Source organism: Citrobacter sp. Cpa228 (assembly GCF_030333085.1).
GTDB classification, from domain to species: Bacteria; Pseudomonadota; Gammaproteobacteria; order Enterobacterales; family Enterobacteriaceae; genus Citrobacter; species Citrobacter pasteurii.
On sequence record NZ_JAOWGQ010000056.1, the window covers coordinates 60,685 to 83,198 of the forward strand.

The following is a 22,514-nucleotide window of genomic DNA, read 5'->3' on the forward strand; positions in this document are numbered from 1 at the left end:
CCCTGTAAAAAATGAGATTGGTGTACTGCTACTCCAGCCCGAGGCTGTCGCGCAGAATATTCAGGCGTTCACTGTCCCCGTCACGGGCGGCCTGTTGAAGTGATTTGGTTGGTGCGTGGATCAGGCGGTTAGTCAGCTTCCACGCCAGGTCCTGCATAATGGCTTGCGCATCACCGCCCTGTTCCAGAGCAGCCAACGCTTTGGCGGTCAGTTCATCACGGATTTGTTCAGACTGACTGCGATAATCGCGGATGGTCTCGCTTGCGCTTTGTGCTCGCAGCCAGGCCATAAACTCGCTGGTTTCCTGCGCAACGATGGTTTCCGCTTCCACGGCGGCCGCTTTGCGCTGCGCCAGGTTATGCGAAATGATGCTTTGCAGGTCGTCAACACTGTACAAATAGGCATTGGACAGTTTGCCCACTTCCGGTTCAACGTCGCGTGGTACCGCAATATCGACCAGCAGCATAGGCTGATTACGGCGATTTTTTAGCGCACGTTCGACCATCCCCTTGCCAATAATAGGCAGCGGGCTGGCGGTAGAGCTGATAATAATATCGGCATCCTGTAAGCGGGCATCAATATCGCTCAGCGAAATCACCTCGGCACCGACTTCATCGGCCAGCACCTGCGCACGCTCACGTGTGCGGTTAGCGATGATCATCTTCTTCACTTTGTGCTCACGCAGATGTCGCGCCACCAGCTCGATGGTCTCGCCAGCACCCACTAACAACACGGTTACCGTGGAAAGGGATTCAAAGATCTGCCGCGCCAGCGTACAGGCAGCAAAGGCGACTGAGACCGCGCTGGCACCGATATCCGTTTCTGTGCGTACACGTTTCGCAACGGAGAATGATTTCTGGAACATACGTTCCAGCGCACTGGCGTTCAGGTGGCCTTTTTGCGAGTCCGCAAAGGCTTTTTTCACCTGCCCCAGAATTTGTGGCTCGCCGAGCACCAGTGAATCCAGACCGCTGGCAACGCGCATCAGATGGCTGACAGCATCGTTATCCTGGTGCCAGTAGAGGCTACTGCGCAGATCTTCTTCGTTCAGATTGTGGTACTCACACAGCCAGCGAATCAGCGCTTCCTGCAGGTTATCCTGCTCTTCTACGCTGAGATACAGCTCTGTGCGGTTACACGTCGACAGCACTACCCCGCCCTGCACCATTGGCTGCGCAAGCAGGCTGTCCAGCGCCTGATCGAGCGTGTCCGGCGAAAACGTTACGCGTTCTCGCAGCGATACAGGTGCCGTTTTATGGTTAATACCAAGCGCTAAAAGGGTCATGTGTGCGGGAATAGTACCAGCGTTGATAAGGTTAGACTGCGTGCATCATACAGGATGCGTGCGGCCAATAAAAGAGACTGCCCCCTTTTGGAGTAATAGCTTACGGTTTAAATTAAGATAACGTGACCGTAGACGATATTCACGGTCGGCGCTAGCATTAAGGGTTATAACTGCAACCGCTGGCATGATTTTGCCGGATGGCGAAAAACGTGTCTTTTCCAACCTGCGGATTCAGTTTGTAGGCCTGATAAGCGCCGCGCCATCAGGCAATTAATGCACCGTATTACAAGGATTTGTCATCATTATGACCCTGCCTGATTTTCGCCTGATCCGTCTGTTGCCGCTGGCAAGCCTGGTTCTTACCGCCTGTACGCTCAACGCGCCGAAAGGTCCCGGTAAAAGCCCCGATTCTCCGCAATGGCGCCAGCACCAGCAGGAAGTGCGCGCACTGAACCAATATCAGACACGCGGTGCGTTTGCCTATATTTCCGACCAGCAGAAAGTGTATGCCCGCTTTTTCTGGCAGCAAACTGGCCAGGATCGCTATCGCCTTCTGCTGACCAATCCGTTGGGTAGTACCGAACTGGAACTGAACGCGCAACCGGGCAACGTCGAACTCGTCGATAACAAAGGGAAGCACTACACCGCTGACGACGCCGAAGAGATGATTGGCAAACTGACCGGCATGCCTATTCCATTGAACAGCCTGCGCCAGTGGATCCTGGGTCTGCCGGGAGACGCCACCGATTATAAACTCGACGACCAATATCGTCTGAGTGAAGTGAATTACAGTAAAGACGGTAAAAGCTGGAAAGTCGTGTACAGCGCCTATGACAGCAAAACGCAGCCAGCGATGCCGGCGAACATGGAACTGTCCGACGGCTCCCAGCGCATTAAGCTGAAAATGGATAACTGGATTGTGAAATGATGACCCACTGGCCCTCTCCGGCGAAACTGAATCTGTTTTTATACATCACCGGACAGCGTGCGGACGGTTATCACACGCTACAAACGCTGTTCCAGTTTCTCGATTATGGCGACGAGATTAGTATCAACGTACGCAGCGACGGTGAAATTCACCTGTTAACGCCCGTTGATGGTGTTGAGCATGAAGACAACCTGATTGTGCGCGCCGCACGCTTGCTCATGAAAACCGCCACGGAACGTGGTCGCCTGCCAGCCGGCAGCGGCGCAGACATCAGCATTCATAAGCGCCTGCCGATGGGCGGTGGTCTGGGCGGTGGCTCATCGAATGCCGCCACCGTTTTAGTGGCACTGAATCATCTGTGGCAGTGTGGGTTGTCTGTAGATGAACTGGCAATAATGGGTTTAACGCTGGGCGCCGACGTACCGGTATTCGTACGCGGTCACGCAGCCTTTGCTGAAGGCGTAGGAGAAATCCTGACGCCGGTCAATCCAGCAGAAAAATGGTACCTGGTCGCCCATCCTGGAGTCAGTATTCCAACGCCGGTGATTTTTAAAGATCCTGACCTCCCGCGCAACACGCCAAAAAGGTCAATAGAAACGTTACTAAAATGTGAATTCGGCAATGATTGCGAGGTTATCGCAAGAAAACGTTTTCGCGAGGTTGATGCGGCGCTTTCCTGGCTGTTAGAATACGCGCCGTCGCGCCTGACTGGTACAGGGGCTTGTGTCTTTGCTGAATTTGACACTGAGTTCCGTGCTCGCCAGGTGCTTGAGCAAGCCCCGGATTGGCTCAAAGGCTTTGTGGCGAAAGGTGTAAACCTCTCCCCATTGCACAGAGCGCTACTCTAAATCATTTGGGTTTCAGGAAGATGGCGAGATGACGAACCGCCAGACACATACAAAAATATGTGACTGGTGCGAGAAATTGATGCCAGCACATGAAACGTGACTGATGACGAGTAAGCCGGGCAAGCTGAGTTGCGGTGACAACGTCACCCCGTTCCAGACGTTGCATCGCGCTCTTTAATACACCGCCTGGAGAGGATACTGCCTGGCCCGCACAGTTTTCGGCAGATTCTTTCCACCAATGGACGCATGCCTGAGGTTCTTCTCGTGCCTGATATGAAGCTTTTTGCTGGTAACGCTACCCCGGAACTAGCACAACGTATTGCCAACCGCCTGTACACTTCACTCGGCGACGCCGCTGTAGGTCGCTTTAGCGACGGCGAAGTCAGCGTACAAATTAATGAAAATGTACGCGGTGGTGATATTTTCATCATCCAGTCCACTTGTGCCCCAACTAACGACAACCTGATGGAATTGGTCGTTATGGTTGATGCGCTGCGCCGTGCTTCCGCAGGCCGTATCACCGCCGTTATCCCTTACTTCGGCTATGCACGTCAGGATCGTCGCGTACGTTCTGCTCGTGTTCCGATTACCGCTAAAGTCGTCGCGGACTTCCTGTCCAGCGTTGGCGTTGACCGCGTCCTCACCGTTGACCTGCATGCTGAACAGATCCAGGGCTTCTTTGATGTGCCGGTTGATAACGTATTCGGTAGCCCGATTCTGTTAGAAGACATGCTGCAGCTGAATCTGGACAACCCGATTGTGGTTTCTCCGGATATCGGTGGCGTCGTGCGTGCCCGCGCTATCGCTAAACTGCTGAACGATACCGATATGGCTATCATCGATAAACGTCGCCCACGTGCGAACGTTTCTCAGGTGATGCACATCATTGGTGACGTTGCGGGCCGTGACTGCGTGCTGGTTGATGACATGATCGATACCGGCGGTACGCTGTGTAAAGCAGCTGAAGCGCTGAAAGAGCGTGGTGCTAAACGCGTATTTGCTTATGCAACTCACCCGATCTTCTCAGGTAATGCGGCAAACAACCTGCGCAATTCAGTAATTGATGAAGTCGTTGTCTGTGACACCATTCCACTGACCGACGAAATCAAAGCACTGCCAAACGTGCGTACGTTGACTCTGTCGGGTATGCTGGCCGAAGCGATTCGTCGTATCAGCAACGAAGAATCCATCTCTGCTATGTTCGAGCATTAATCGAGCCAGGCTCAAAAACCCGCTGCGGCGGGTTTTTTTATCTGTAATATTTATTTGTATGACTTTTGCCTCCTTCACCTGCCATTCAGTTGACAGATGATGCGCCCATGGATGAAACATTATTGTGAACAGATTATTTTCCTCACATGTGATGCCTTTCCGCGCCCTCATCGACGCTTGTTGGAAAGAAAAATATACCGCTTCTCGCTTTACCCGCGACCTGATCGCCGGGATAACGGTTGGGATAATTGCCATCCCACTGGCGATGGCGCTGGCAATCGGTAGTGGCGTTGCACCACAGTACGGCTTGTATACCTCAGCCGTGGCTGGGATTGTTATTGCCCTCACCGGGGGCTCACGCTTTAGCGTATCAGGCCCCACCGCCGCCTTCGTGGTGATTCTGTATCCGGTGTCGCAACAGTTTGGGCTGGCAGGTCTGCTGGTCGCCACGCTCATGTCCGGGATATTCCTGATCCTCTTCGGCCTCGCTCGCTTTGGCCGCCTGATCGAATATATTCCGGTGTCCGTTACGTTAGGTTTTACCTCAGGTATTGGTATCACCATCGGTACCATGCAGATTAAAGATTTTCTTGGCCTGCAGATGGCTCATGTGCCAGAGCACTATTTGCAGAAGGTTGGCGCGCTGTTTATGGCCCTGCCAACCATCAACGTGGGTGATGCCGCGATTGGCGTGGTAACGCTGGGGATCCTGATTGTCTGGCCGCGTCTGGGTATCCGATTACCGGGCCACCTTCCAGCACTACTGGCAGGCTGTGCGGTAATGGGTATCGTGAACCTGACTGGCGGCCATGTCGCCACCATCGGATCTCAGTTCCACTATATTCTGGCTGACGGCTCACAGGGCAATGGTATCCCACAGCTGCTGCCGCAGCTGGTTTTACCGTGGAATATGCCGGAGTCAAACTTTACCCTGAGCTGGAGCTCGTTACAGGCGCTGTTACCGGCAGCCTTCTCGATGGCAATGCTCGGGGCAATCGAATCTCTGCTGTGCGCCGTCGTCCTCGATGGGATGACCGGCACCAAGCATAAAGCCAATAGCGAACTGATTGGTCAGGGTCTGGGTAATATTGTCGCCCCATTCTTTGGTGGTATTACCGCCACCGCCGCGATTGCCCGTTCAGCAGCTAACGTTCGTGCCGGCGCAACGTCGCCAATTTCTGCGGTCATTCACGCGATTCTGGTGATCCTCGCCCTGCTGGTTCTGGCACCGCTGCTCTCCTGGCTACCCCTTTCGGCGATGGCTGCCCTGCTACTGATGGTGGCATGGAACATGAGCGAAGCGCATAAAGTTGTGGATCTGCTGCGCCACGCGCCAAAAGACGACATCATCGTCATGCTGATGTGTATGTCTTTGACGGTGCTGTTCGATATGGTTATCGCCATCAGCGTCGGTATTGTTCTCGCTTCGCTGCTGTTTATGCGCCGTATTGCACGCATGACGCGTCTGGCTCCGGTCAACGTAGACGTACCAAACGATGTACTGGTACTACGCGTTATTGGCCCGCTTTTCTTTGCCGCAGCAGAGGGACTCTTTACCGATCTCGAATCTCGCCTTGAAGGCAAACGCATTGTGGTGCTGAAGTGGGACGCAGTACCGGTGCTGGATGCCGGCGGTCTGGACGCCTTCCAGCGTTTTGTTAAACGCCTGCCGGAGGGTTGTGAGCTGCGTATCAGTAATCTGGAGTTCCAGCCGCTACGCACCATGGCGCGCGCGGGTATCCAACCCATTCCTGGTCGTCTGGCGTTCTTCCCGAACCGTGATGCCGCGCTGGCAGATATTTAATCATACTATGTTACCGGCTTGCGCAGGCTTGCCGGTAACACTTCTCTTCTGTAAACGCGTCTGAGTTGCTATTATCCAGTTTCCCTTGTTCTGATGATATCTGCAACGATGAACGCTGATACTGCATTTATATTCCGTGAAATAACTGAGGCTGATATTTCGTCCGTTCAGTCGTTTATTATCCACCATTTAAATCTCTATTTTAACGCTAACCGACCAGCACCTGAACCGCATGCAGATGTATTAAATCTGCGCTCACACTACCTCCATCAACCGCGAAATCTGTTGCTCGGCGCATGGAATAACCGACAGCAACTTATCGCTACGCTGGCGGTTTGCCAGTACGATGACCGAATACCGGCACTGCGTGGACGCTATCAATTATCCTCAACCGCGGAAATTTGTCGCTGCTACGTCGCACAGGAATATCGTCGGCAAGGCATAGGCAGTCAACTTGTTCTGCTGGCGGAACAATTTTGCGACCAGCAACAATATAAAACACGCTATCTGCACACCCACCATTTTTTACCTGGTGGCTATCAATTCTGGTTGCGAAATCACTTTACCGTCTATTTTGATGAAGGTGGCGAGCAGCAAATCGTGCACATGGAAAAACATCAATAAAATGTGACGCCGCGCAAATAATTAAATATCACAGTAAATTTCGCTATTAATCGTGGTCAGCCCGGCAAAGAAAACATTAATTGATCAACATCAAACAATTCTCATTTAGTTTATCGACTTTTGTGCTTTCCACATAATTAATGTCACAAGCACAAAAGCAACAAATTGATTTTATTGAATTAAAAACAAAAAGCGGCATCAACCCTACTTATTCAAGCGGTTGACGGAGCTATTCGATACCGATAAAGTCCCCACCGACAGTATTTCAGAATCTATTTATCATTTTGAAACGGAATATGGTGCGGATTATTTTAATCTTATGCCATAGCTGCCCCCGCAACTGTAAGCGGAAACTGAATATCACTGTGTCGTGGATTATCCACGACAGGTCACTGTAAAGAACGCATTTATGGGAAGGCCGATATTCAGATTGCCGCGAGCCAGGAGACCTGCTGTCAAGGTTGTATACATTGAGTGGACGGGATGGTCCATGGGGTGATTTATTTGACGAATGAGTAATATAATTTCTGAACAAATTGGCAACAATATGTTTTATTTTCATATTATCTTGCCCGCAGTTCACGATTAGATGTCATCTATCGTCATGTGCCTGTCCCGAATTTATGGAACGAAATGAACCATGACCAGACGTTCAGATTCTGGCATGAACGGGACAACGCTAATGCACGCAAAATTAACCTCTGCTTATTGCAAACTTTCACTTCTGGCACTGACTGGCGCAGCACTCTTCCTGACCAGCAATATGGCTTCTGCGGCTAAAACAGAATATCCACTAACGATCAAAAACTGTGGTAGGGATATTACGTTTAATCATGCGCCAAAACGCGTGACTACCGTTGGACAAAACAGTACTGAAATCCTCTATTCCCTGGGTCTGGCCGATCGTGTTGTTGGGACATCACTGTGGTTTAGCCCGGTACCTGAACAATACAAAGCGGCGAATGACAAGATTGCGGTCATTGCGCAAAACATCCCGAGTTTCGAAGGGATTATTGCGAAAAAACCGGATCTGGTGGCCAGTCAGTTTGAATGGCAGATTGGCCCTGCGGGCACAGTTGCTTCTTACGAACAATTTAGCGAATTACACGTTCCGGTTTATACCGCCCCAGCCGACTGCGCTAAAGACAACGAAGACGGCGGTGACGGCGTGCGTAAGAGCATGTTTGATATCGCCATGGTCTATCAGGAAATTGCCGACCTGGCGAAAATTTTTGATGTACAGGACAAAGGCGATGAGCTGATTGCCAGCCTGAAAGCACGTGAAGCCGCCGCGAAAGCTAAGATTGCCGGTATGGACAACCACGTATCTGCCGTCTTTTGGTTCTCCAGCGCCGACCTGCAGCTTGACCCTTATGTCGCCGGGAAATTTGGTCCCGCGGCGTGGATAGCGCAATCTCTTGGGGTGAAAAATGTCATTGATTCCGCTGAAGAGTGGCCAACGGTAGGTTGGGAAACCATTGCCAAAGCCAACCCATCGGTCATCGTCCTCGGCGAAATGGGCCGTCGCCGCTTCCCGGCCGATGACTGGAAAGTCAAAATGGAATACCTCACGTCCGATCCTGTTACCCGCCTGATCCCGGCAGTGAAAGAAAACCACCTGCCGGTGATCGACGTGCAGACCATGAACGCGGGTATCAGAACCATTGACGGGCTGGAAAAACTCGCCGATGCGCTGGTGCAATATGGTCTGGCGCACCCTCAGACGACTCACTAACTCTCGTCGCGCGTTATGCCTTATGCGGGCATAGCGCCCTTTCGTATTCCGGGAAGTCGTAAACAATGAGCGAATTACGCAGGACGCGTCATGCCATGAGCCAACTTGCCAGCCGGACGCTGTTCCACACGCTGTGGGTCAGCATGGTGATGTGCGGCGTCCTTCTGGCGGGCATTTCAATCGGTGAGACGGTTATCCCGTGGCGGCATGTCAGCCATACGCTGGCAAACCGCTTGTTTGATACACAGTATGCGGTGGATGCGCTTGATGCCGGGATTATCTGGAACTACCGCCTGACCCGTGCGCTGGTTTCCGCCTGCTGCGGAGCCTGTCTGGCGGTTTCAGGCGTGGTTCTCCAGTCGTTGCTGCGCAATGCGCTGGCCGAACCTTACCTGCTGGGTATTTCTGCCGGAGCCTCAACGGGCGCGGTGCTCATCGCCCTGACCGGACTTGGCGCAGGGATCATTTCCATGTCGCTTGGCGCGTTTATTGGCGCGCTGACGGCATTTCTGTTTGTCGCGCTATTGGCGATGGCGGCAAGGGGCAAAAGCGGCTCGGCCACCACGCAAATCATTCTCGCCGGGATTGCCAGTTCGCAGCTCTTCAATGCCATTACCTCGCTCATCATTACGCGTTCAGCCAATGCCGAACAGGCTAGAGGCATCATGTTCTGGCTGCTGGGCAATCTCAGTGGGGTACGCTGGCCGGATGTCGTGCTGGCAATCCCTACTGCGCTGATAGGCATCATCGTTTGCTTTTGCTATGCCCGCCACCTGGATGCTTTCTCGTTTGGCGCGGAATCGGCGGCATCGCTGGGCATTCCCGTAAAACGCACCCGTGGCGTACTGATTGCCGCCGTGACAGGGATGACGGCCATCATGGTGTCAATCGTCGGCGCTATTGGCTTTGTCGGACTGGTCATTCCCCATGCTGCGCGATTACTGGTGGGAAATCAGCACCATCGCCTATTGCCCGTTAGCGCACTTATTGGCGCCATTTTCCTCATCGTCGCGGATGTTATTTCACGCACCTTACTTCCAGGACAGGTCTTGCCGATCGGCGTGATTACCGCACTGGTCGGCGCACCTGCATTTGCCATCATTTTGATACGAGGGAATCCGGGGAAATGACCGCTAATCCTGTGGTAAACGCCCAGCATCTGTACTGGGAAGTCAAAGGCAAAGCCATCGTCAATGATGTCTCTTTTCAGGTCTCACGCGGCGAGTTTGTCGGCATTATCGGCCCCAATGGTTCCGGGAAAACGTCGCTGATTTCGCTCCTGGCAGGTTTACTGAAACCGTCTTCCGGGCACGTTACGCTAAACCATCAGGATATTCGTCGTTATTCACGCCGCCATCTGGCGCAAAAGGTGGCACTGGTTGAACAACAGGCTGAAACCAGCGAGCGTCTTACCGCCATTCAGGCGGTTTCGCTTGGTCGCACGCCATGGCTGAGCCTGCTGTCACCGTGGTCGAGGAAAGACGACGATATTGTGCAGACGATGCTGGAGAAAGTCTCCCTACAAAACATGCAGCATCGCTGCTGGCATACCTTCTCCGGCGGAGAGCGTCAACGTCTGCACATCGCCAGAGCGCTGGCACAACAGCCGCAGGTACTGCTGATGGATGAGCCGACAAACCATCTTGATATCCAGCATCAGATTGGCCTGCTCAATCTGGTTAAACGTGAAAAACTCACCGTCATCGCCGCCCTACACGACCTGAATCATGCGGCGATGTTCTGCGATCGCATCATGGTGATGAAAGCCGGACAGCTGGCGATGCAGGGGCGTCCTGCCGCCATTTTTACCCGTGAAAATCTTAATAGCTGGTTTGGGATCGATGCGATTGTCGAACACGCCCCCGACGAAGCGAACTGTTTTATCCGTTACCAACGCCCCGCGTAAACACCGAAAGGAACCGCAATGAAACGTGTTAAGCAAAGTTTACAAATCTTATGCCTGTTAGCCTTCACCTCGACGGCTTTTGCACAAACCTACGAAGTGCTGATGAAAAACCGCGGTACAGGCGGCCCGATGGTTTATGAGCCGGACTATCTGGCGATCCAGCCAGGTGATAGCGTGAAGTTTATCCGCAAACATAAGAGCCACAATGCCGCGTCGATTGCCGAACTCTCTCCCGCCGGATATCCCGGTTTTATCGGCAAAATCGATGAAGAGATTGAAGTGAAATACGACAATGCAGGTTTCTACGGCATCAAATGTTCACCGCACTACGCACAGGGCATGATCATGCTGATTAAAGTCGGCGATGCCGTGTTACCCGACAGCTACCGCGCGTTCAAAGCCCCTGGTCTTGCCGATAAGCGTTTTCAGGAAATTTATACCCGCATCGATAAACAGTAACGCCGTCATAAAGGGAGAATAACGGTGGTGGATAAAAAAACGCTTAGCGAAACAATCCAAACTCAGCGACGCGATTGCCTGTGCAAGCTGACAAAATTTGTCGGCGCAGCGGGCGTGACCGCCGCCGTCTGGCCACTCATTTCCGCGCTGGGTCCGGATGATAAAACTGTGGCGGAAAATGAACCCGTTGATGTCTCCCTCGCTGGCGTAACCGCAGGCCAGACGGTGAAGCGTATCTGGCAGGGAAAACTGATCCTGATTCGCCACCGCACGGCGGAGGAGATCGCCGCGGCGCGGCAAGCTGATCTGCGTCTACTGGCCGATCCACAGGCGGATAGCGAGCGGGTGGCAGCGGCACATCCACAGTGGCTGGTTGTACAAGGTTACTGCCCCCACGCGGGTTGTGTACCCAATGCCAACCCCAACGGACAGGGCTGGGTTTGCCCGTGTCATGGTTCCGAGTTTGATACCTCCGGGCGCGTGACGCGAGGCCCGGCCACGGCGAATCTGGCCATCCCTGACTTTAGCGTGTCGGCTGACGGCCTGAGTCTGCGTATTGGTACGAAGGATGCCTGAGATGAAATCCGCTTATCCGTCCCCCCCGTGGTATCACCTGCAGTTTCGTCTTCCTGTCCCCCGCTCAGTCGCTGGCGTGTGGATTTTTGCTATCGGTCTCATATTGCTGGTCATGCTGGGCGTGCAAATGCTCTCCGGTATCGTGCTGGCTATGTTCTATGTGCCTACAGCAGGATCCGCTTTTGACTCTATTGTTCATATTCTGCGCGCGGTCAGACACGGTGAGTTGGTGCGCAATCTGCATGCTATTGGCGCATCGCTTTTTTTCTTCGCCTGTTATCTGCATATTTTCCGGGCAATGTATTACAACGTCTACCGCAAACCCTATCTGAAGATGTGGGCAATCAGCGTGACGCTGTATGTGCTATTGATGATCACCGCGTTTCTCGGCTATAGCCTGATTTGGGGGCAAAAAAGCTACTGGGCCGCTACGGTCATCACCAGTTTCGCCCGCGCGGTACCGTTTATTGGCGATACGCTATATACCTTTTTGGTCGGTGGCTATATGCCCGGCACACCGACATTAGGCCGTTTTTATGTCCTTCACTTTATCATCCCCTTCGCCATTGTCGCGGTTACGATATGGCACGTCCGTACCGTCCAGTCGGCTTTTGCCCACGCGCGGAAGAAAACATTTTCGCCCAAAGAGTCTCAGCGTGTGTTGTTCGATTTTCGCATCACCGAAAACGATGCTATCAAACTCACCCTCTTTTTAATGCTGTTCGCCTGGTTTCTGTTTTTCGCGCCGCACTATCTCAGCAGCGCCGATAACTTTATCCCGGCAGACCCGACACTCACACCGGCTATCGTCGCGCCTGAATGGTACTTCCTGCCTTTTTTCTCCATTCTGCGCTGCTTCCCCAATGAACTGGCAGGCATCACTGCGATGTGCGCGGCGGTACTGATTTTCTATTTTCTCCCCTGGCTGGATACGTCACACGCACGGTTTCGTAATAACAGTCGGCTGGTTAAAGCCATTTTTTGGTTTTGGGTCGCCAATGCGCTCTTTCTGGGTTGGTTGGGCTCAAAAGCATTGGTCGGGCCGGACTTAGTTGATGGTTTTAGCGATGACGATGGCTGGACACGCGCGGCGTCTCAGCTTTCAACACTTATTTATTTTGCATGGTTTCTGCTTGTGCTGCCGTGCCGACGTTTACTGGAACGACAGGGCTGACATCATGGCGCGATTTTTAACCACTGTAACTCTGACTCTGGCTCTTTTCTTGAGCAACGCGATTGGCGCACAGCTACCCACCGCGCAGACATGGTCGTTTAGCGGCGTGAGCGGTAAACACGATAGCGAACAACTGCGACGCGGGCTGCAGGTCTATGAAGAGAAATGCCGGGCCTGCCACGGTATGAAATATCTCACTTTCAAAACGTTAACTAAAGCTGGAGGGCCGCAACTCAGTGAGGCGGAGGCCAAAACACTGGCCAGCGGCTACGTCTTCGCGACAATTGAAGACGACGGTCAACCCGGCGAACGGGAAGGCAATCTGAACGATGTTTTCGCGTCACCTTATCTGAATGAACAGGAAGCAAAATACCTTAATAATGGCGCGCTGCCGGTTGACCTGAGCTATATCGTTCGAGCGCGAACCTACGACCGCGGGTTTCCGCGATTTTTACTGGATGCGTTCACCCCCTACACCGAGCAAGGCGCTGATTACGTTTATGCGCTGCTGACCGGGTATGCAACCGATGACCCGGAGATGAAAACCAACCGTTTTTTCCCAGGCGGGATAATTAATATGCCTAAACCGCTGGCTGACAATGACATCACCTGGGCTATGCAAACGCATGCTCCCCAAACAGAAGAGCAGTACGCACGAGATGTCACCGCGTTTCTGGCGTGGGCCGCTGACCCGCTGCTTGAGAGCAGAAAACACCAGGGAGCGATCGTGATGGGATATCTGGCGAGTATGCTGGCGCTATTAGCACTGTTACAGCGCATGCGATCCCGCTCGCGCAGCAACGAGAAAAACTAACGACCAGTCAGCGAAACGCTGGCTGGTCTGCAGGTTATGTCAGCACTTAGCTGTGGCGTTGGCTATTATTACGACGGCAACGTTTGTCGTAATGGCGAACCCACCAGTAGCGGTCACTGATTTGTTCATGTCCGCCGACGCGGGCACCCGCCAGCCAGAGGACGCCACCAACAAAAATACTGAGCACGGCACCATGTGCGAAAAACTGTGGCAGATTAAATTGCGGTAACTGGTTTAAAATAGAGTAACCAACACCACCAACCATCACCACCAACCCTAAAGCCATGAGCACGTTACCGAGTAACGAAGCGTTTTTGCGTTTCATGTGTCACCTCCGGAACTTTGGGTTGTTACAGGGAATACCCCTAATCCTTATGTGTAAAGTATAGACAACACTGCCATTCGCAAGTGCGCCTGTGATCACAAATACAAACACCAACGCAACAAAACTTTACAAATAAGCTACTGAACACCCTCAATTTCCAATAGTCCATTCCTGCAATTATTCAGTTTTCGGTGCGACCCACGCAGTTTTTTGTCAAGCGCGTCGGCAAACAGTAAACTACACGCCGGTTATAGACACACTCAGGACAAATAACGTGGCGATTAAATTGATTGTCGGCCTGGCGAACCCCGGCGCAGAGTATGCGGCAACGCGACATAATGCAGGCGCATGGTACGTCGATTTACTGGCAGAGAGACTCCGTGCCCCGCTGCGCGATGAGCCGAAATTCTTCGGTTACACCTCCAGAGTCACGCTCGAAGGTGAAGATGTCCGCCTGCTGGTACCGACCACATTTATGAATCTGAGCGGCAAAGCCGTTGGCGCGATGGCCAGCTTTTATCGCATTAACCCTGATGAAATTCTGGTCGCCCACGATGAATTAGATCTGCCGCCCGGCGTCGCCAAATTTAAGCTCGGCGGCGGTCATGGCGGACATAACGGCCTGAAAGACATCATCAGCAAGTTAGGCAATAACCCTAATTTTCATCGTTTACGCGTTGGAATCGGCCATCCGGGCGATAAAAATAAAGTTGTCGGTTTTGTTTTAGGCAAACCGCCTGTTTCAGAACAGAAGTTAATTGATGAAGCCATTGACGAAGCGGCACGTTGTACCGAGATTTTATTCAAAGATGGACTCACCAAGGCAACGAGCCGGTTACACACCTTTAAAGCGCAATAAGCAGCGATGTGCGGCATTTTTCTCGCGTGCTGTGTATAATAGGCAAAGTTATTTACATTTCTACAATCTGTTTTCCATAACAGGTTGAATATCAAAAGATTAAGGTGATTTAAACATGGGATTCAAATGCGGTATCGTCGGTTTGCCAAACGTAGGCAAATCCACCCTGTTCAACGCGCTCACAAAAGCGGGTATTGAAGCGGCAAACTTCCCGTTCTGTACTATCGAGCCGAACACGGGTGTTGTTCCGATGCCCGATCCTCGTCTGGATCAACTGGCCGAAATCGTCAAACCGCAGCGTATCCTGCCAACCACAATGGAATTTGTGGATATCGCAGGCCTGGTAAAAGGCGCATCCAAAGGCGAAGGCCTGGGTAACCAGTTCCTGACCAACATTCGTGAAACCGAAGCTATCGGTCACGTTGTTCGCTGCTTCGAAAACGACAACATTATCCACGTTAACAACAAAGTGGATCCGGCTGACGATATCGACGTTATCAACACCGAACTGGCACTGTCCGATCTCGACACCTGCGAGCGTGCTATCCACCGCGTACAGAAGAAAGCCAAAGGCGGTGATAAAGACGCGAAAGCAGAACTGGCTGCACTGGAAAAATGCCTGCCGCAGTTGGAAAACGCCGGTATGCTGCGAGCGCTGAAAAACCTGACCGATGAAGACAAAGCAGCCATCAAATACCTGAGCTTCCTGACGCTGAAGCCAACCATGTATATCGCCAACGTGAACGAAGACGGTTTTGAAAACAATCCGTACCTCGATAAAGTTCGCGAAATCGCCGACGCTGAAGGATCTGTCGTGGTTGCCGTTTGTGCCGCTGTTGAAGCTGACATCGCTGAACTCGACGATGCTGATCGTGACGAATTTATGGCTGAACTGGGTCTGGAAGAGCCTGGCCTGAACCGCGTTATCCGCGCAGGCTACGAACTGCTGAACCTGCAGACCTACTTCACCGCGGGTGTGAAAGAAGTCCGTGCATGGACCATCCCTGTCGGCGCAACCGCTCCGCAGGCAGCCGGTAAGATCCACACCGACTTTGAGAAAGGCTTTATCCGCGCACAAACTATCGCGTTTGAAGACTTCATCACCTATAAAGGTGAGCAAGGCGCGAAAGAAGCCGGCAAGATGCGTGCAGAAGGTAAAGATTACATCGTTAAAGATGGCGATGTGATGAACTTCCTGTTCAACGTCTAAATAAAATGTGTTGTCTCATGAGGTTTCGCTAAATCTCATGAGAAAAGTAAAACTCTATAAAATCCACGCAATTGCGTGGATTTTTCATTTCACAATGTCTCAATTCATCTCGTAACAACGCTGTAGAAAATGAGTACATGGATGAGTACAACATTCTTCCATCTTCATTTTAAGTGAGTACAATAACGGTATAATAAATAAACAAGGCCCCGTTATGCTCAACGATACGCAATGCCGCACTGCCAAGCCGAAAGAAAAGCTCTATCGACTTAATGATTTCAACGGTCTCTACCTCGAAGTGAAACCCAATGGCAAAAAGGCATGGCGCTATCGGTTTAAACTCAACGGTAAATCCAGCATGTTTGCGCTGGGTGAGTACCCGACGGTCAAACTTGCCGAAGCCCGCGAGAAATGCGAGCAAGCGCGTAAGCAAGTCGCAGATGGAGTTAGCCCGACACAGGCTCGTCAGTTAGATAAGATCCGCAAGGTCAACGACGCATCCAACACCTTTGAGCTGATCGCCAAAGAGTGGTTGCAGATGAAAGACTGGGCCGAAATCACCCCGCACCACATTCTTAAAATTCTTCAGGAAACGGCTAAGCGCGGCGCTCCGACCGTTGCCGATGAAGCCCGCCGCACCATTTCATCCGTTTTTGAACTGGCGGTGGCGACGCTCAGAGCAGATAGCGATCCTGTCTGGCCAATGCGTAAGACTCTTCCGGCCAATAAGACACAGCACAAACAAGCACTGAATCCTCAGCAAATCGGAAAGTTATTAAGCTGTTTTGACAATAGTCGTGGCTCGTACCAAGTTAACTATTGCATGTGGCTTATGTGGTGGACATTGGCGCGTCCTGCAGAAACCACCGAAGCAGAATGGTCAGAATTCGATCTTGATAACGCCCTGTGGACTATTCCAGCAGCACGGATGAAAGCCCGAAGAGAACACGCTATTCCCCTGCCCTCTCAAGCTGTCAAAACTCTTAGAACGCTACAAGGATTAACCGGACATCGGCAGCACCTTTTCCCGGGCAGGGATAATCCGAAAGGTCCAATGACATCACATTCCCTGCGCCAGCTACTTAAAAGCTTCGGCTGGAGTGGTACTTATAGCCCACATGCAACCCGAACCACAGGGAGTACCCGCTTAAACGAAATGGGCTATCAGCCTGATGCTATTGAGGCCCAACTTGCACACGCTGATACCAACAATGTTCGTCGCACATATAACCATGCAACTTACCTTGATGAGCGTAAAGTGATGATGCAGGAATGGGCTGATAAACTTGATGAATGGGTAAGCAGTACTGATGTTTCGTAAACGATGATGCATTAGTTGTATTAGCTCAGACCTGATCTGACAGTTACCGGTTATTTATACAGATGTCTGTCAGATTACATCTGGCTTAAATTTTTCTCAGCCCAGATGTGTTTTCCATCAAGTAATGTTTCCATTGGCGCCCGGCCACAGCGCATTTTCCCCTGATGGGTTCGCTCATGATTATAGTGAGCCAGCCATTCATCAAGATCCGACTGTAATGCTTCGAGTTCACCATACAGCTTTTTACGGAATGCTACCTGATAAAATTACTGCAATATCGTCCTGTGGAACCGTTCGCAGATGCCGTTCGCCTGCGGCGACATCGCTTTGGTCTTCGTGTGGTCAATATCATTTATTGCCAGATAAAGCTGGTAATCTTGCTGCTCTACTTTTCCATAGTACTCTGTGCCTCTGTCGGTCAGTATTCTCAGCATAGGCAGTCCCTGAGACGCGTAGAACGGCGGTACACGGTCATTCAGCAGATCTGCCGCCGTAATCGGCGTTTTGGTGACATACAGCTTGCAGTGAGCGACCTTCGAGTACGTGTCAACGAACGTCTGCTGATAGATACGTCCGACACCTTTCAGATTTCCCACGTAGAACGTGTCCTGAGAGCCCAGATAACCCGGACGAGCGGTTTAAATTTCGCCACAGGCCTCGTCATCACTGGCTTTACGTTCCAGTGCGGCGATCTGGCCGTCAGTCAGCTCGATACCTTCACGGGCCACTTTTTCTTCCAGTGCTTTCAGACGCTTTTTGAGGTTTTCAAGATTGTGGCGCAGCTAGACAGAACGAACGCCGCTTCCTGAGATAAAAACACCCTGTTTACGCAGTTCATTGCTGGTTCATTGTTGACCATGAGCCGGGATATCGACAGCATAATTAACAACCGCGCACTCGGTGGCGTCGTCAGTGCGATTCTTGAGATTAGGAGCACGGCGACTACGATTTATCAGCGAACCCACTCCGCCCTCATCAGCCAGTTCGCGATAGTGATAAAAGGTATCACGAGAGACACCCATGATTTTACAGGCTTTAGATACGTTGCTGAGTTCTTCAGCCAGATTGAGCAAACCTGTTTTGTGTTTGATGACGGGATTGGTAATATGAAGCATGAGAGTTACCTCGTGTTTTGCATAAGGATTCGACACCCATATCAAAACCGGTAACTCTCAACCTTTCAAGGCCATGTGTAAGATCAAGTCGCGACTAATACACATAATGTGCATTTATCGAATCCATCAATTAAATACACGCAACCCTTGCAAGATAAAGAAAATAACAATAAAAACCGCAAAACCAGATTTAGCCTTTATCTTATTCGTGCTTAAATCTAATGTTCCAGTAAATGCTGCCGCACTATAACCACCTAATAATGAAATCAGAACGCAATAAAGATTATATATACGCGCACTTGGTTCATTTATATTTGATATAAGAATAGCCAAAAAAATTACACTCAAAATTGCTAGCACTATAGATATTATTCTTTCAGTTGATTTAGTCATTCTAAATTTATGTTTCTCCTTGAATCCTGTAATAGTAATCCCTGCATCCGATAAAACCTCAGTCACTTCAGCAACTTGTTTTTTTGGCAAGTAAATGATTATTAGTCTCTGCATGCTTGCAAAAGCTTTCTCAGATGGAAGATATTTAATTTCTGGGGCAATCTTGTTAGATATTTTACAGAACGCAGCTAAAGCATAAAATGCATCTTTGCTCGTATCCGCAAACCATTTTCCAACCTCATGATTGTCAGTATCATGCAATGAACAGGCATTTGCACACACGAAGTCCATCTCATTGAATAATGATAATATTTTTTCCTTTGTGCTTTCTAGTAACTCCTTGCTTGTATGACAAGAATCTAACTCGGATAGTGAATTACAGGCATCTTCAAACCTATCTTGTATTCTACTTTTATAAGTTTCATATTTATCATTCTCCATGTGAGGAACCTACTTTTTTTTGTCAGATTCTATTTTTTTGTCAATTGACTTTAATAAGCTAAACATTTTACTGAAATCGAGCCCTTCTGTACCAACACTCAATTTTTTCTGGTCAAAATCGGATTGACTAACACCAATGTCAATTAATAATAAGTATATCTCTTTGTTTATATCATTTAATTTACAGACACTATCATCATCACTTCCCGTTAACAGATAATCTTCTCTTAGTTGAGTGAGCCTAGAATAAATGTTATTTTGATCTAATTTTTCAATAAGTAAACTCGCTTGTTGTTCACTAAAGGCATTTTTACTTAGATTAAATTCATCTTCAATTATTTGACGAAATAAAAGATTATCGTAGGAGGCGCAGAACTCTTTGAAACTTTTCATTTACTTATTCCTATCAAGTAAAGGGTATGTGTTTAAACTACGCCCCGAACTACGGGAGTAGTCCCATCTTAACTATCTTATTCCCACTCTGTTTAAATTTCTACCGCTTGCGGTTCGGAGTTTTGTGCCCCCCGAACGTCACCCCGGTTTCCCGAAACTTCCCTTTCTATATCATATCATTGAAGCTATTTCCTTTTACCGAAAATTTCTCCAGAACGTGACTGCAATGTCTTCAACACATCTAACATATCGTCGCCGTTTATTGAGCGCTTGGATTTTTTCTCTGTTGGTTTTCTGCGCTGCCGCGAAGGGCTATCACCAGCTGGGATCGCCTGAGAACGGTTGTTATCGCGCTTATCCTGAACCAGTTTGATAAATTCGAGTGTACGTCTGAGGCGCTTGTTGTCGATGATAGCTCCTTGGTCGATTTCAGAAAGGTGATCATGAGTAGAGTAGGGAAGATCTGTCCCGTTAAGCCGGAGCTCTTTTCGCCCATCAGGATAGTGACAGACTTCAATATATTTCCCAATAGCCCTTCGACTTAACTATTTATTTTCAATATGATACAGAGCTTTGCCATATTGCACTATCAGGGATTTTGAAACACGACGTAGTTCTCGCCACGTTAAAGATTCTGCCTGATCATCATCATTTTCAAGTGGTCTATGGACATCAAAGTCGGCCATGGCGCTTTAACAAAGCATTGGTTGTAGTCACCCATAAACTATTCAGCAAAGGCGTTGGCAGCTTCTACAGAAGAAATGCTCTTGATTCTAATCTCTTTCACAAGCCGATCCCGCAGCGAAAATGGGCACGTTCGACACGGTCTTTGGCAGAGCTTATTTTCTGCGTAGATGGTCTGGATATTCAGTTCATGCATTGCACGGTCAACTAGGTGTAACAATCACCACCTTTTCGTTGAATGTAAAGCACTCGATAAACCACCACGCACGCATCAGCTGCGCGAGCACGAACGGCTGCGCGCGCTAGGCTTTACAGTGGTGGTGCTGGATAGCAAAGTCCTAACATGAATTACAGATTAGGCAAAGCTCGATTATTAAAGTTATCAATTATTTGCAACGCTGCAGTTTGTCCACCAGCCAGCAAACCTGCTTTACCCAGCAGATATTTCGGGAATTTAGTTGGCAAATAGACCGCACGGAGCCAATGCCTAAAGGCAGCCAATGCATTATCAGGGTATGCATAGATCATTTGGGGATTACTTGCAGATTGGTTGAATTCTTCTGGGTAATAGTGCTGACAGCGCTGCCTAGGACCAATAGTTGCGTCGTAATTGGAAGAGGACCAATAGCGAGCCCAGTGCTGACCTACACTGATATCAGGTACAGTATATTGATTCACGGCCAACCCCGCATGGATAAGGTCCACCATCAAACCGGCAATTTCATTGAATACAATGAAATAACCGGCAGGAACCGAATTTGCCCCATGCATGATTGAAACGCGAGAGTGATAATGGCGCCAAGGATCATCAGGTATGTAACCAAGTGCGGTATAGATGTAACCACGCATACCCGCACGAGATAACTCACGGAAAAACTGAAGCGCAGTGGGTGTTGAAGAACTTTGCGACACAAACGCGTAGAACTCCAAAATAGCCATACATACTACTTCAGGGTACGCATAATGAACGGAACCATCTTTATGGATTGGGATGTAAAGTGTCGGCTCATTATATTGCTCACGTTGTAAATATGAGCTGATAAACTCCATACGCCCTCGAGCGAAAACTCCGTGACGGAAGCTCTCTTCCCACTCCCGGGAAATATCTGCGATATTGCTACGATGCACCCCACAAATTCTGGCCAATCCGTTTTGCGTAAGGTAGGAGATACCGTTCTGTAAAATCCCCATTTCTATTTCGTTAAAAACACCCTCTGTACTAATACCTAAATCCAGTACTTGTTGGGGTGCGGGTTGCTGACCACTGAATTCGCTCATCTTATTGTTTATCCTTACATTTAACCCAGTGGGTTACGTTCACCGTGAGTAATAAAAATTGCCAGGCCAACTGGTGCGACCTCTAACTAGCAAAAAATTGCGAGATCATAATGCCTCAGAATTTTATCCCGCGCCCCTACCAGAATCAATTCATCAACAACGAAATCGATACTCTTGCAACATCTGGGCCGGTAACCGACCCGTAAAGCTGCCGAGTATTTCAGCGAGCAGCAAATAGATGATAAACCTCGAGAACCAGGCGTCAGTTCGTAGAATTCTGACCTGATTATTGATGAATATCGGTACACAGGCTCTGTAACTTCCAGCAGAGTTTACCGACAGGAGACCAGGTGTGCCGAAACAATCGCAATCACCCAATCACGTTTCCATAGCGCCAAATGTTTTCATCATGGTTAGCCTGCCAGTGCTGAGTAGTGTTGATCATCCATTTTCAGCAACTATGCGAGTTAACGCATCTACATACCTTCCCGATATCCTCTTTGAACGATTTCAGCGAAAAGCTCATCAACAAACCTTGTTGCGATTATGGGTATTCAGCGACAGAATGGTCATCACAATCGATCCGCATTTCAACAGATTGCGATCACTTATAACGTAAGGTTAAGAGGCTTATGAATACCGATTTGATGCCCAATTTCTGGAAGCTGTCACATGGCTGGAAGGAGTTCTCATTCCTGGATATGGTCGAATGTATTGATGAAAAGCTCGTCTACATTCACCGCACGACCGCTGGTAAAGGACAGTCTTCCGTCAGCCAAGCAGAGGAGTTTGTAAACGCTCCGATTGGCGATTACTTCTACCTGACTCACGGTAATCAGGGTGTATACCTGCTTGGTCAGTTCACTGGCCCGGTTAACTACTTCACTAAACACAGCGATGGCTGGATGGACAGACCATTCCGGCTGATCCACAAAGCCAATGCCAGAGAGGCGTATTATGGCGTCGAGAAATGGTGGACACCTAATCACAACTCTACCTTTGTTAAGGTTCCGCACCACGAATATGACTTATTTGAAGAGCTGATATTGACGCCCTATTTCGATATCAACCTGAAAGATTTTTAACTTAAAAAGCGAGCAAATATGAAGGGAGTTTTAGAGAAATGTACT

21 protein-coding genes, 3 pseudogenes and 1 riboswitch are annotated in these 22,514 nt (G+C 49.9%); of the genes and pseudogenes, 17 read left to right on the forward strand and 7 right to left on the reverse strand.

What is annotated here, in order from left to right:
* Nucleotides 1-28: 28 nt before the first annotated feature.
* Nucleotides 29-1,285 carry a glutamyl-tRNA reductase gene (gene hemA / locus OGX91_RS22105; protein ID WP_040233235.1) on the reverse strand — a complete coding sequence of 419 codons (1,257 nt, stop codon included), beginning with the start codon at nt 1,283-1,285 and terminating at the stop codon, nt 29-31.
* A gap of 304 nt (nt 1,286-1,589) precedes the next feature.
* On the opposite strand from hemA, the gene lolB reads away from it, so the two are divergent.
* The 12 genes from lolB (at nt 1,590) to OGX91_RS22165 (ending at nt 13,365) form a co-directional block, all read left to right on the forward strand.
* Nucleotides 1,590-2,213 (forward strand): lipoprotein insertase outer membrane protein LolB, encoded by a 624-nt coding sequence (lolB, locus tag OGX91_RS22110; protein WP_005126359.1) that lies wholly within the window; start codon nt 1,590-1,592, stop codon nt 2,211-2,213.
* Entirely contained in the window at nt 2,210-3,061 is an 852-nt protein-coding gene (ispE, locus tag OGX91_RS22115) for a 4-(cytidine 5'-diphospho)-2-C-methyl-D-erythritol kinase (RefSeq protein WP_005126358.1), read from the forward strand. The genes lolB and ispE overlap by 4 nt, the downstream gene beginning before the upstream one ends.
* Before the next feature lie 264 nt (nt 3,062-3,325).
* On the forward strand, nt 3,326-4,273 hold the full coding sequence (prs, locus tag OGX91_RS22120; protein WP_001518537.1) for a ribose-phosphate diphosphokinase: 948 nt from the start codon (nt 3,326-3,328) through the stop codon (nt 4,271-4,273).
* A gap of 124 nt (nt 4,274-4,397) precedes the next feature.
* Nucleotides 4,398-6,077 carry a C4-dicarboxylic acid transporter DauA gene (dauA, locus tag OGX91_RS22125; RefSeq protein WP_072041496.1) on the forward strand — a complete coding sequence of 560 codons (1,680 nt, stop codon included), beginning with the start codon at nt 4,398-4,400 and terminating at the stop codon, nt 6,075-6,077.
* 108 nt (nt 6,078-6,185) lie between these two features.
* Nucleotides 6,186-6,701, forward strand: a complete 516-nt coding sequence (locus OGX91_RS22130; protein WP_005126340.1) for a GNAT family N-acetyltransferase — start codon at nt 6,186-6,188, stop codon at nt 6,699-6,701.
* A gap of 241 nt (nt 6,702-6,942) precedes the next feature.
* Nucleotides 6,943-7,172: riboswitch (cobalamin riboswitch) on the forward strand.
* 211 nt (nt 7,173-7,383) lie between these two features.
* The gene (locus OGX91_RS22135; protein WP_040233263.1) at nt 7,384-8,436 is read left to right on the forward strand and encodes an ABC transporter substrate-binding protein; all 1,053 of its coding nucleotides are present in this window, start codon (nt 7,384-7,386) and stop codon (nt 8,434-8,436) included.
* 65 nt (nt 8,437-8,501) lie between these two features.
* Nucleotides 8,502-9,566, forward strand: coding sequence for a FecCD family ABC transporter permease (locus tag OGX91_RS22140; RefSeq protein ID WP_155021143.1), 1,065 nt, complete (start codon nt 8,502-8,504; stop codon nt 9,564-9,566).
* Complete coding sequence (locus OGX91_RS22145; protein ID WP_005122340.1) at nt 9,563-10,342, forward strand: ABC transporter ATP-binding protein; 780 nt, start codon at nt 9,563-9,565, stop codon at nt 10,340-10,342. Before OGX91_RS22140 ends, OGX91_RS22145 begins: the two co-directional genes overlap by 4 nt.
* An 18-nt stretch (nt 10,343-10,360) precedes the next feature.
* Nucleotides 10,361-10,801: a pseudoazurin gene (locus OGX91_RS22150; protein ID WP_005122339.1), complete on the forward strand. Its 441-nt coding sequence runs from the start codon at nt 10,361-10,363 to the stop codon at nt 10,799-10,801.
* 24 nt (nt 10,802-10,825) lie between these two features.
* Nucleotides 10,826-11,377, forward strand: a complete 552-nt coding sequence (gene petA, locus OGX91_RS22155) for a ubiquinol-cytochrome c reductase iron-sulfur subunit (RefSeq protein ID WP_005122337.1) — start codon at nt 10,826-10,828, stop codon at nt 11,375-11,377.
* Between the two features lies 1 nt (nt 11,378).
* Nucleotides 11,379-12,551 (forward strand): cytochrome b, encoded by a 1,173-nt coding sequence (locus tag OGX91_RS22160; RefSeq protein ID WP_149692014.1) that lies wholly within the window; start codon nt 11,379-11,381, stop codon nt 12,549-12,551.
* A 4-nt stretch (nt 12,552-12,555) separates the two neighbouring features.
* Nucleotides 12,556-13,365 carry a cytochrome c1 gene (locus tag OGX91_RS22165; RefSeq protein ID WP_286627317.1) on the forward strand — a complete coding sequence of 270 codons (810 nt, stop codon included), beginning with the start codon at nt 12,556-12,558 and terminating at the stop codon, nt 13,363-13,365.
* Nucleotides 13,366-13,411: 46 nt separating this feature from the next.
* Here the strand turns inward: OGX91_RS22165 and ychH are convergent, their stop codons facing one another.
* Complete coding sequence (gene ychH / locus OGX91_RS22170; RefSeq protein ID WP_005122329.1) at nt 13,412-13,690, reverse strand: stress-induced protein YchH; 279 nt, start codon at nt 13,688-13,690, stop codon at nt 13,412-13,414.
* A gap of 274 nt (nt 13,691-13,964) precedes the next feature.
* Here ychH and pth point away from each other — a divergent pair, with 274 nt between their 5' ends.
* The 3 genes from pth (at nt 13,965) to OGX91_RS22185 (ending at nt 17,080) form a co-directional block, all read left to right on the forward strand.
* Nucleotides 13,965-14,549, forward strand: coding sequence for an aminoacyl-tRNA hydrolase (gene pth, locus OGX91_RS22175; RefSeq protein ID WP_003020814.1), 585 nt, complete (start codon nt 13,965-13,967; stop codon nt 14,547-14,549).
* Between the two features lie 115 nt (nt 14,550-14,664).
* Entirely contained in the window at nt 14,665-15,759 is a 1,095-nt protein-coding gene (gene ychF / locus OGX91_RS22180) for a redox-regulated ATPase YchF (RefSeq protein ID WP_005122324.1), read from the forward strand.
* Nucleotides 15,760-15,973: 214 nt separating this feature from the next.
* Nucleotides 15,974-17,080 (forward strand): tyrosine-type recombinase/integrase, encoded by a 1,107-nt coding sequence (locus tag OGX91_RS22185; RefSeq protein WP_286627318.1) that lies wholly within the window; start codon nt 15,974-15,976, stop codon nt 17,078-17,080.
* 74 nt (nt 17,081-17,154) lie between these two features.
* On the opposite strand, the pseudogene OGX91_RS22190 reads toward OGX91_RS22185, so the two are convergent.
* From OGX91_RS22190 to OGX91_RS22205, 4 genes and pseudogenes are all read right to left on the reverse strand, one after another.
* Nucleotides 17,155-18,195 (reverse strand): annotated as a pseudogene (locus OGX91_RS22190) (IS481 family transposase).
* A gap of 126 nt (nt 18,196-18,321) precedes the next feature.
* Complete coding sequence (locus OGX91_RS22195) at nt 18,322-19,029, reverse strand: hypothetical protein (protein ID WP_286627319.1); 708 nt, start codon at nt 19,027-19,029, stop codon at nt 18,322-18,324.
* 9 nt (nt 19,030-19,038) lie between these two features.
* Nucleotides 19,039-19,422, reverse strand: a complete 384-nt coding sequence (locus tag OGX91_RS22200) for a hypothetical protein (RefSeq protein ID WP_286627320.1) — start codon at nt 19,420-19,422, stop codon at nt 19,039-19,041.
* Nucleotides 19,423-19,607: 185 nt separating this feature from the next.
* Nucleotides 19,608-20,364 (reverse strand): annotated as a pseudogene (locus OGX91_RS22205) (transposase family protein); the annotation flags it as partial.
* On the opposite strand from OGX91_RS22205, the pseudogene OGX91_RS22210 reads away from it, so the two are divergent.
* Nucleotides 20,334-20,453, forward strand: a pseudogene (locus OGX91_RS22210) (PDDEXK family nuclease); the annotation flags it as partial. The pseudogenes OGX91_RS22205 and OGX91_RS22210 overlap by 31 nt on opposite strands.
* A 1-nt stretch (nt 20,454) precedes the next feature.
* Here the strand turns inward: OGX91_RS22210 and OGX91_RS22215 are convergent.
* A complete protein-coding gene (locus OGX91_RS22215) occupies nt 20,455-21,384 on the reverse strand; it encodes a BstA C-terminal domain-containing protein (protein ID WP_286627321.1) in 930 nt (309 codons plus the stop codon).
* Between the two features lie 632 nt (nt 21,385-22,016).
* Here OGX91_RS22215 and OGX91_RS22220 point away from each other — a divergent pair.
* On the forward strand, nt 22,017-22,469 hold the full coding sequence (locus OGX91_RS22220) for a hypothetical protein (RefSeq protein ID WP_001543683.1): 453 nt from the start codon (nt 22,017-22,019) through the stop codon (nt 22,467-22,469).
* Nucleotides 22,470-22,514 lie beyond the last annotated feature (45 nt).

What these genes read in the sequence shown, in the direction of transcription:
- hemA (WP_040233235.1), bottom strand. Translation starts at nt 1,285, where the DNA reads ATGACCCTTTTAGCGCTTGGTATTAACCATAAAACGGCACCTGTATCG.
- lolB (WP_005126359.1), top strand. Translation starts at nt 1,590, where the DNA reads ATGACCCTGCCTGATTTTCGCCTGATCCGTCTGTTGCCGCTGGCAAGC.
- ispE (WP_005126358.1), top strand. Translation starts at nt 2,210, where the DNA reads ATGATGACCCACTGGCCCTCTCCGGCGAAACTGAATCTGTTTTTATAC.
- OGX91_RS22130 (WP_005126340.1), top strand. Translation starts at nt 6,186, where the DNA reads ATGAACGCTGATACTGCATTTATATTCCGTGAAATAACTGAGGCTGAT.
- OGX91_RS22135 (WP_040233263.1), top strand. Translation starts at nt 7,384, where the DNA reads ATGCACGCAAAATTAACCTCTGCTTATTGCAAACTTTCACTTCTGGCA.
- OGX91_RS22140 (WP_155021143.1), top strand. Translation starts at nt 8,502, where the DNA reads ATGAGCGAATTACGCAGGACGCGTCATGCCATGAGCCAACTTGCCAGC.
- OGX91_RS22145 (WP_005122340.1), top strand. Translation starts at nt 9,563, where the DNA reads ATGACCGCTAATCCTGTGGTAAACGCCCAGCATCTGTACTGGGAAGTC.
- OGX91_RS22150 (WP_005122339.1), top strand. Translation starts at nt 10,361, where the DNA reads ATGAAACGTGTTAAGCAAAGTTTACAAATCTTATGCCTGTTAGCCTTC.
- OGX91_RS22160 (WP_149692014.1), top strand. Translation starts at nt 11,379, where the DNA reads ATGAAATCCGCTTATCCGTCCCCCCCGTGGTATCACCTGCAGTTTCGT.
- OGX91_RS22165 (WP_286627317.1), top strand. Translation starts at nt 12,556, where the DNA reads ATGGCGCGATTTTTAACCACTGTAACTCTGACTCTGGCTCTTTTCTTG.
- ychH (WP_005122329.1), bottom strand. Translation starts at nt 13,690, where the DNA reads ATGAAACGCAAAAACGCTTCGTTACTCGGTAACGTGCTCATGGCTTTA.
- ychF (WP_005122324.1), top strand. Translation starts at nt 14,665, where the DNA reads ATGGGATTCAAATGCGGTATCGTCGGTTTGCCAAACGTAGGCAAATCC.
- OGX91_RS22185 (WP_286627318.1), top strand. Translation starts at nt 15,974, where the DNA reads ATGCTCAACGATACGCAATGCCGCACTGCCAAGCCGAAAGAAAAGCTC.
- OGX91_RS22195 (WP_286627319.1), bottom strand. Translation starts at nt 19,029, where the DNA reads ATGGAGAATGATAAATATGAAACTTATAAAAGTAGAATACAAGATAGG.
- OGX91_RS22200 (WP_286627320.1), bottom strand. Translation starts at nt 19,422, where the DNA reads ATGAAAAGTTTCAAAGAGTTCTGCGCCTCCTACGATAATCTTTTATTT.
- OGX91_RS22215 (WP_286627321.1), bottom strand. Translation starts at nt 21,384, where the DNA reads ATGAGCGAATTCAGTGGTCAGCAACCCGCACCCCAACAAGTACTGGAT.
- OGX91_RS22220 (WP_001543683.1), top strand. Translation starts at nt 22,017, where the DNA reads ATGAATACCGATTTGATGCCCAATTTCTGGAAGCTGTCACATGGCTGG.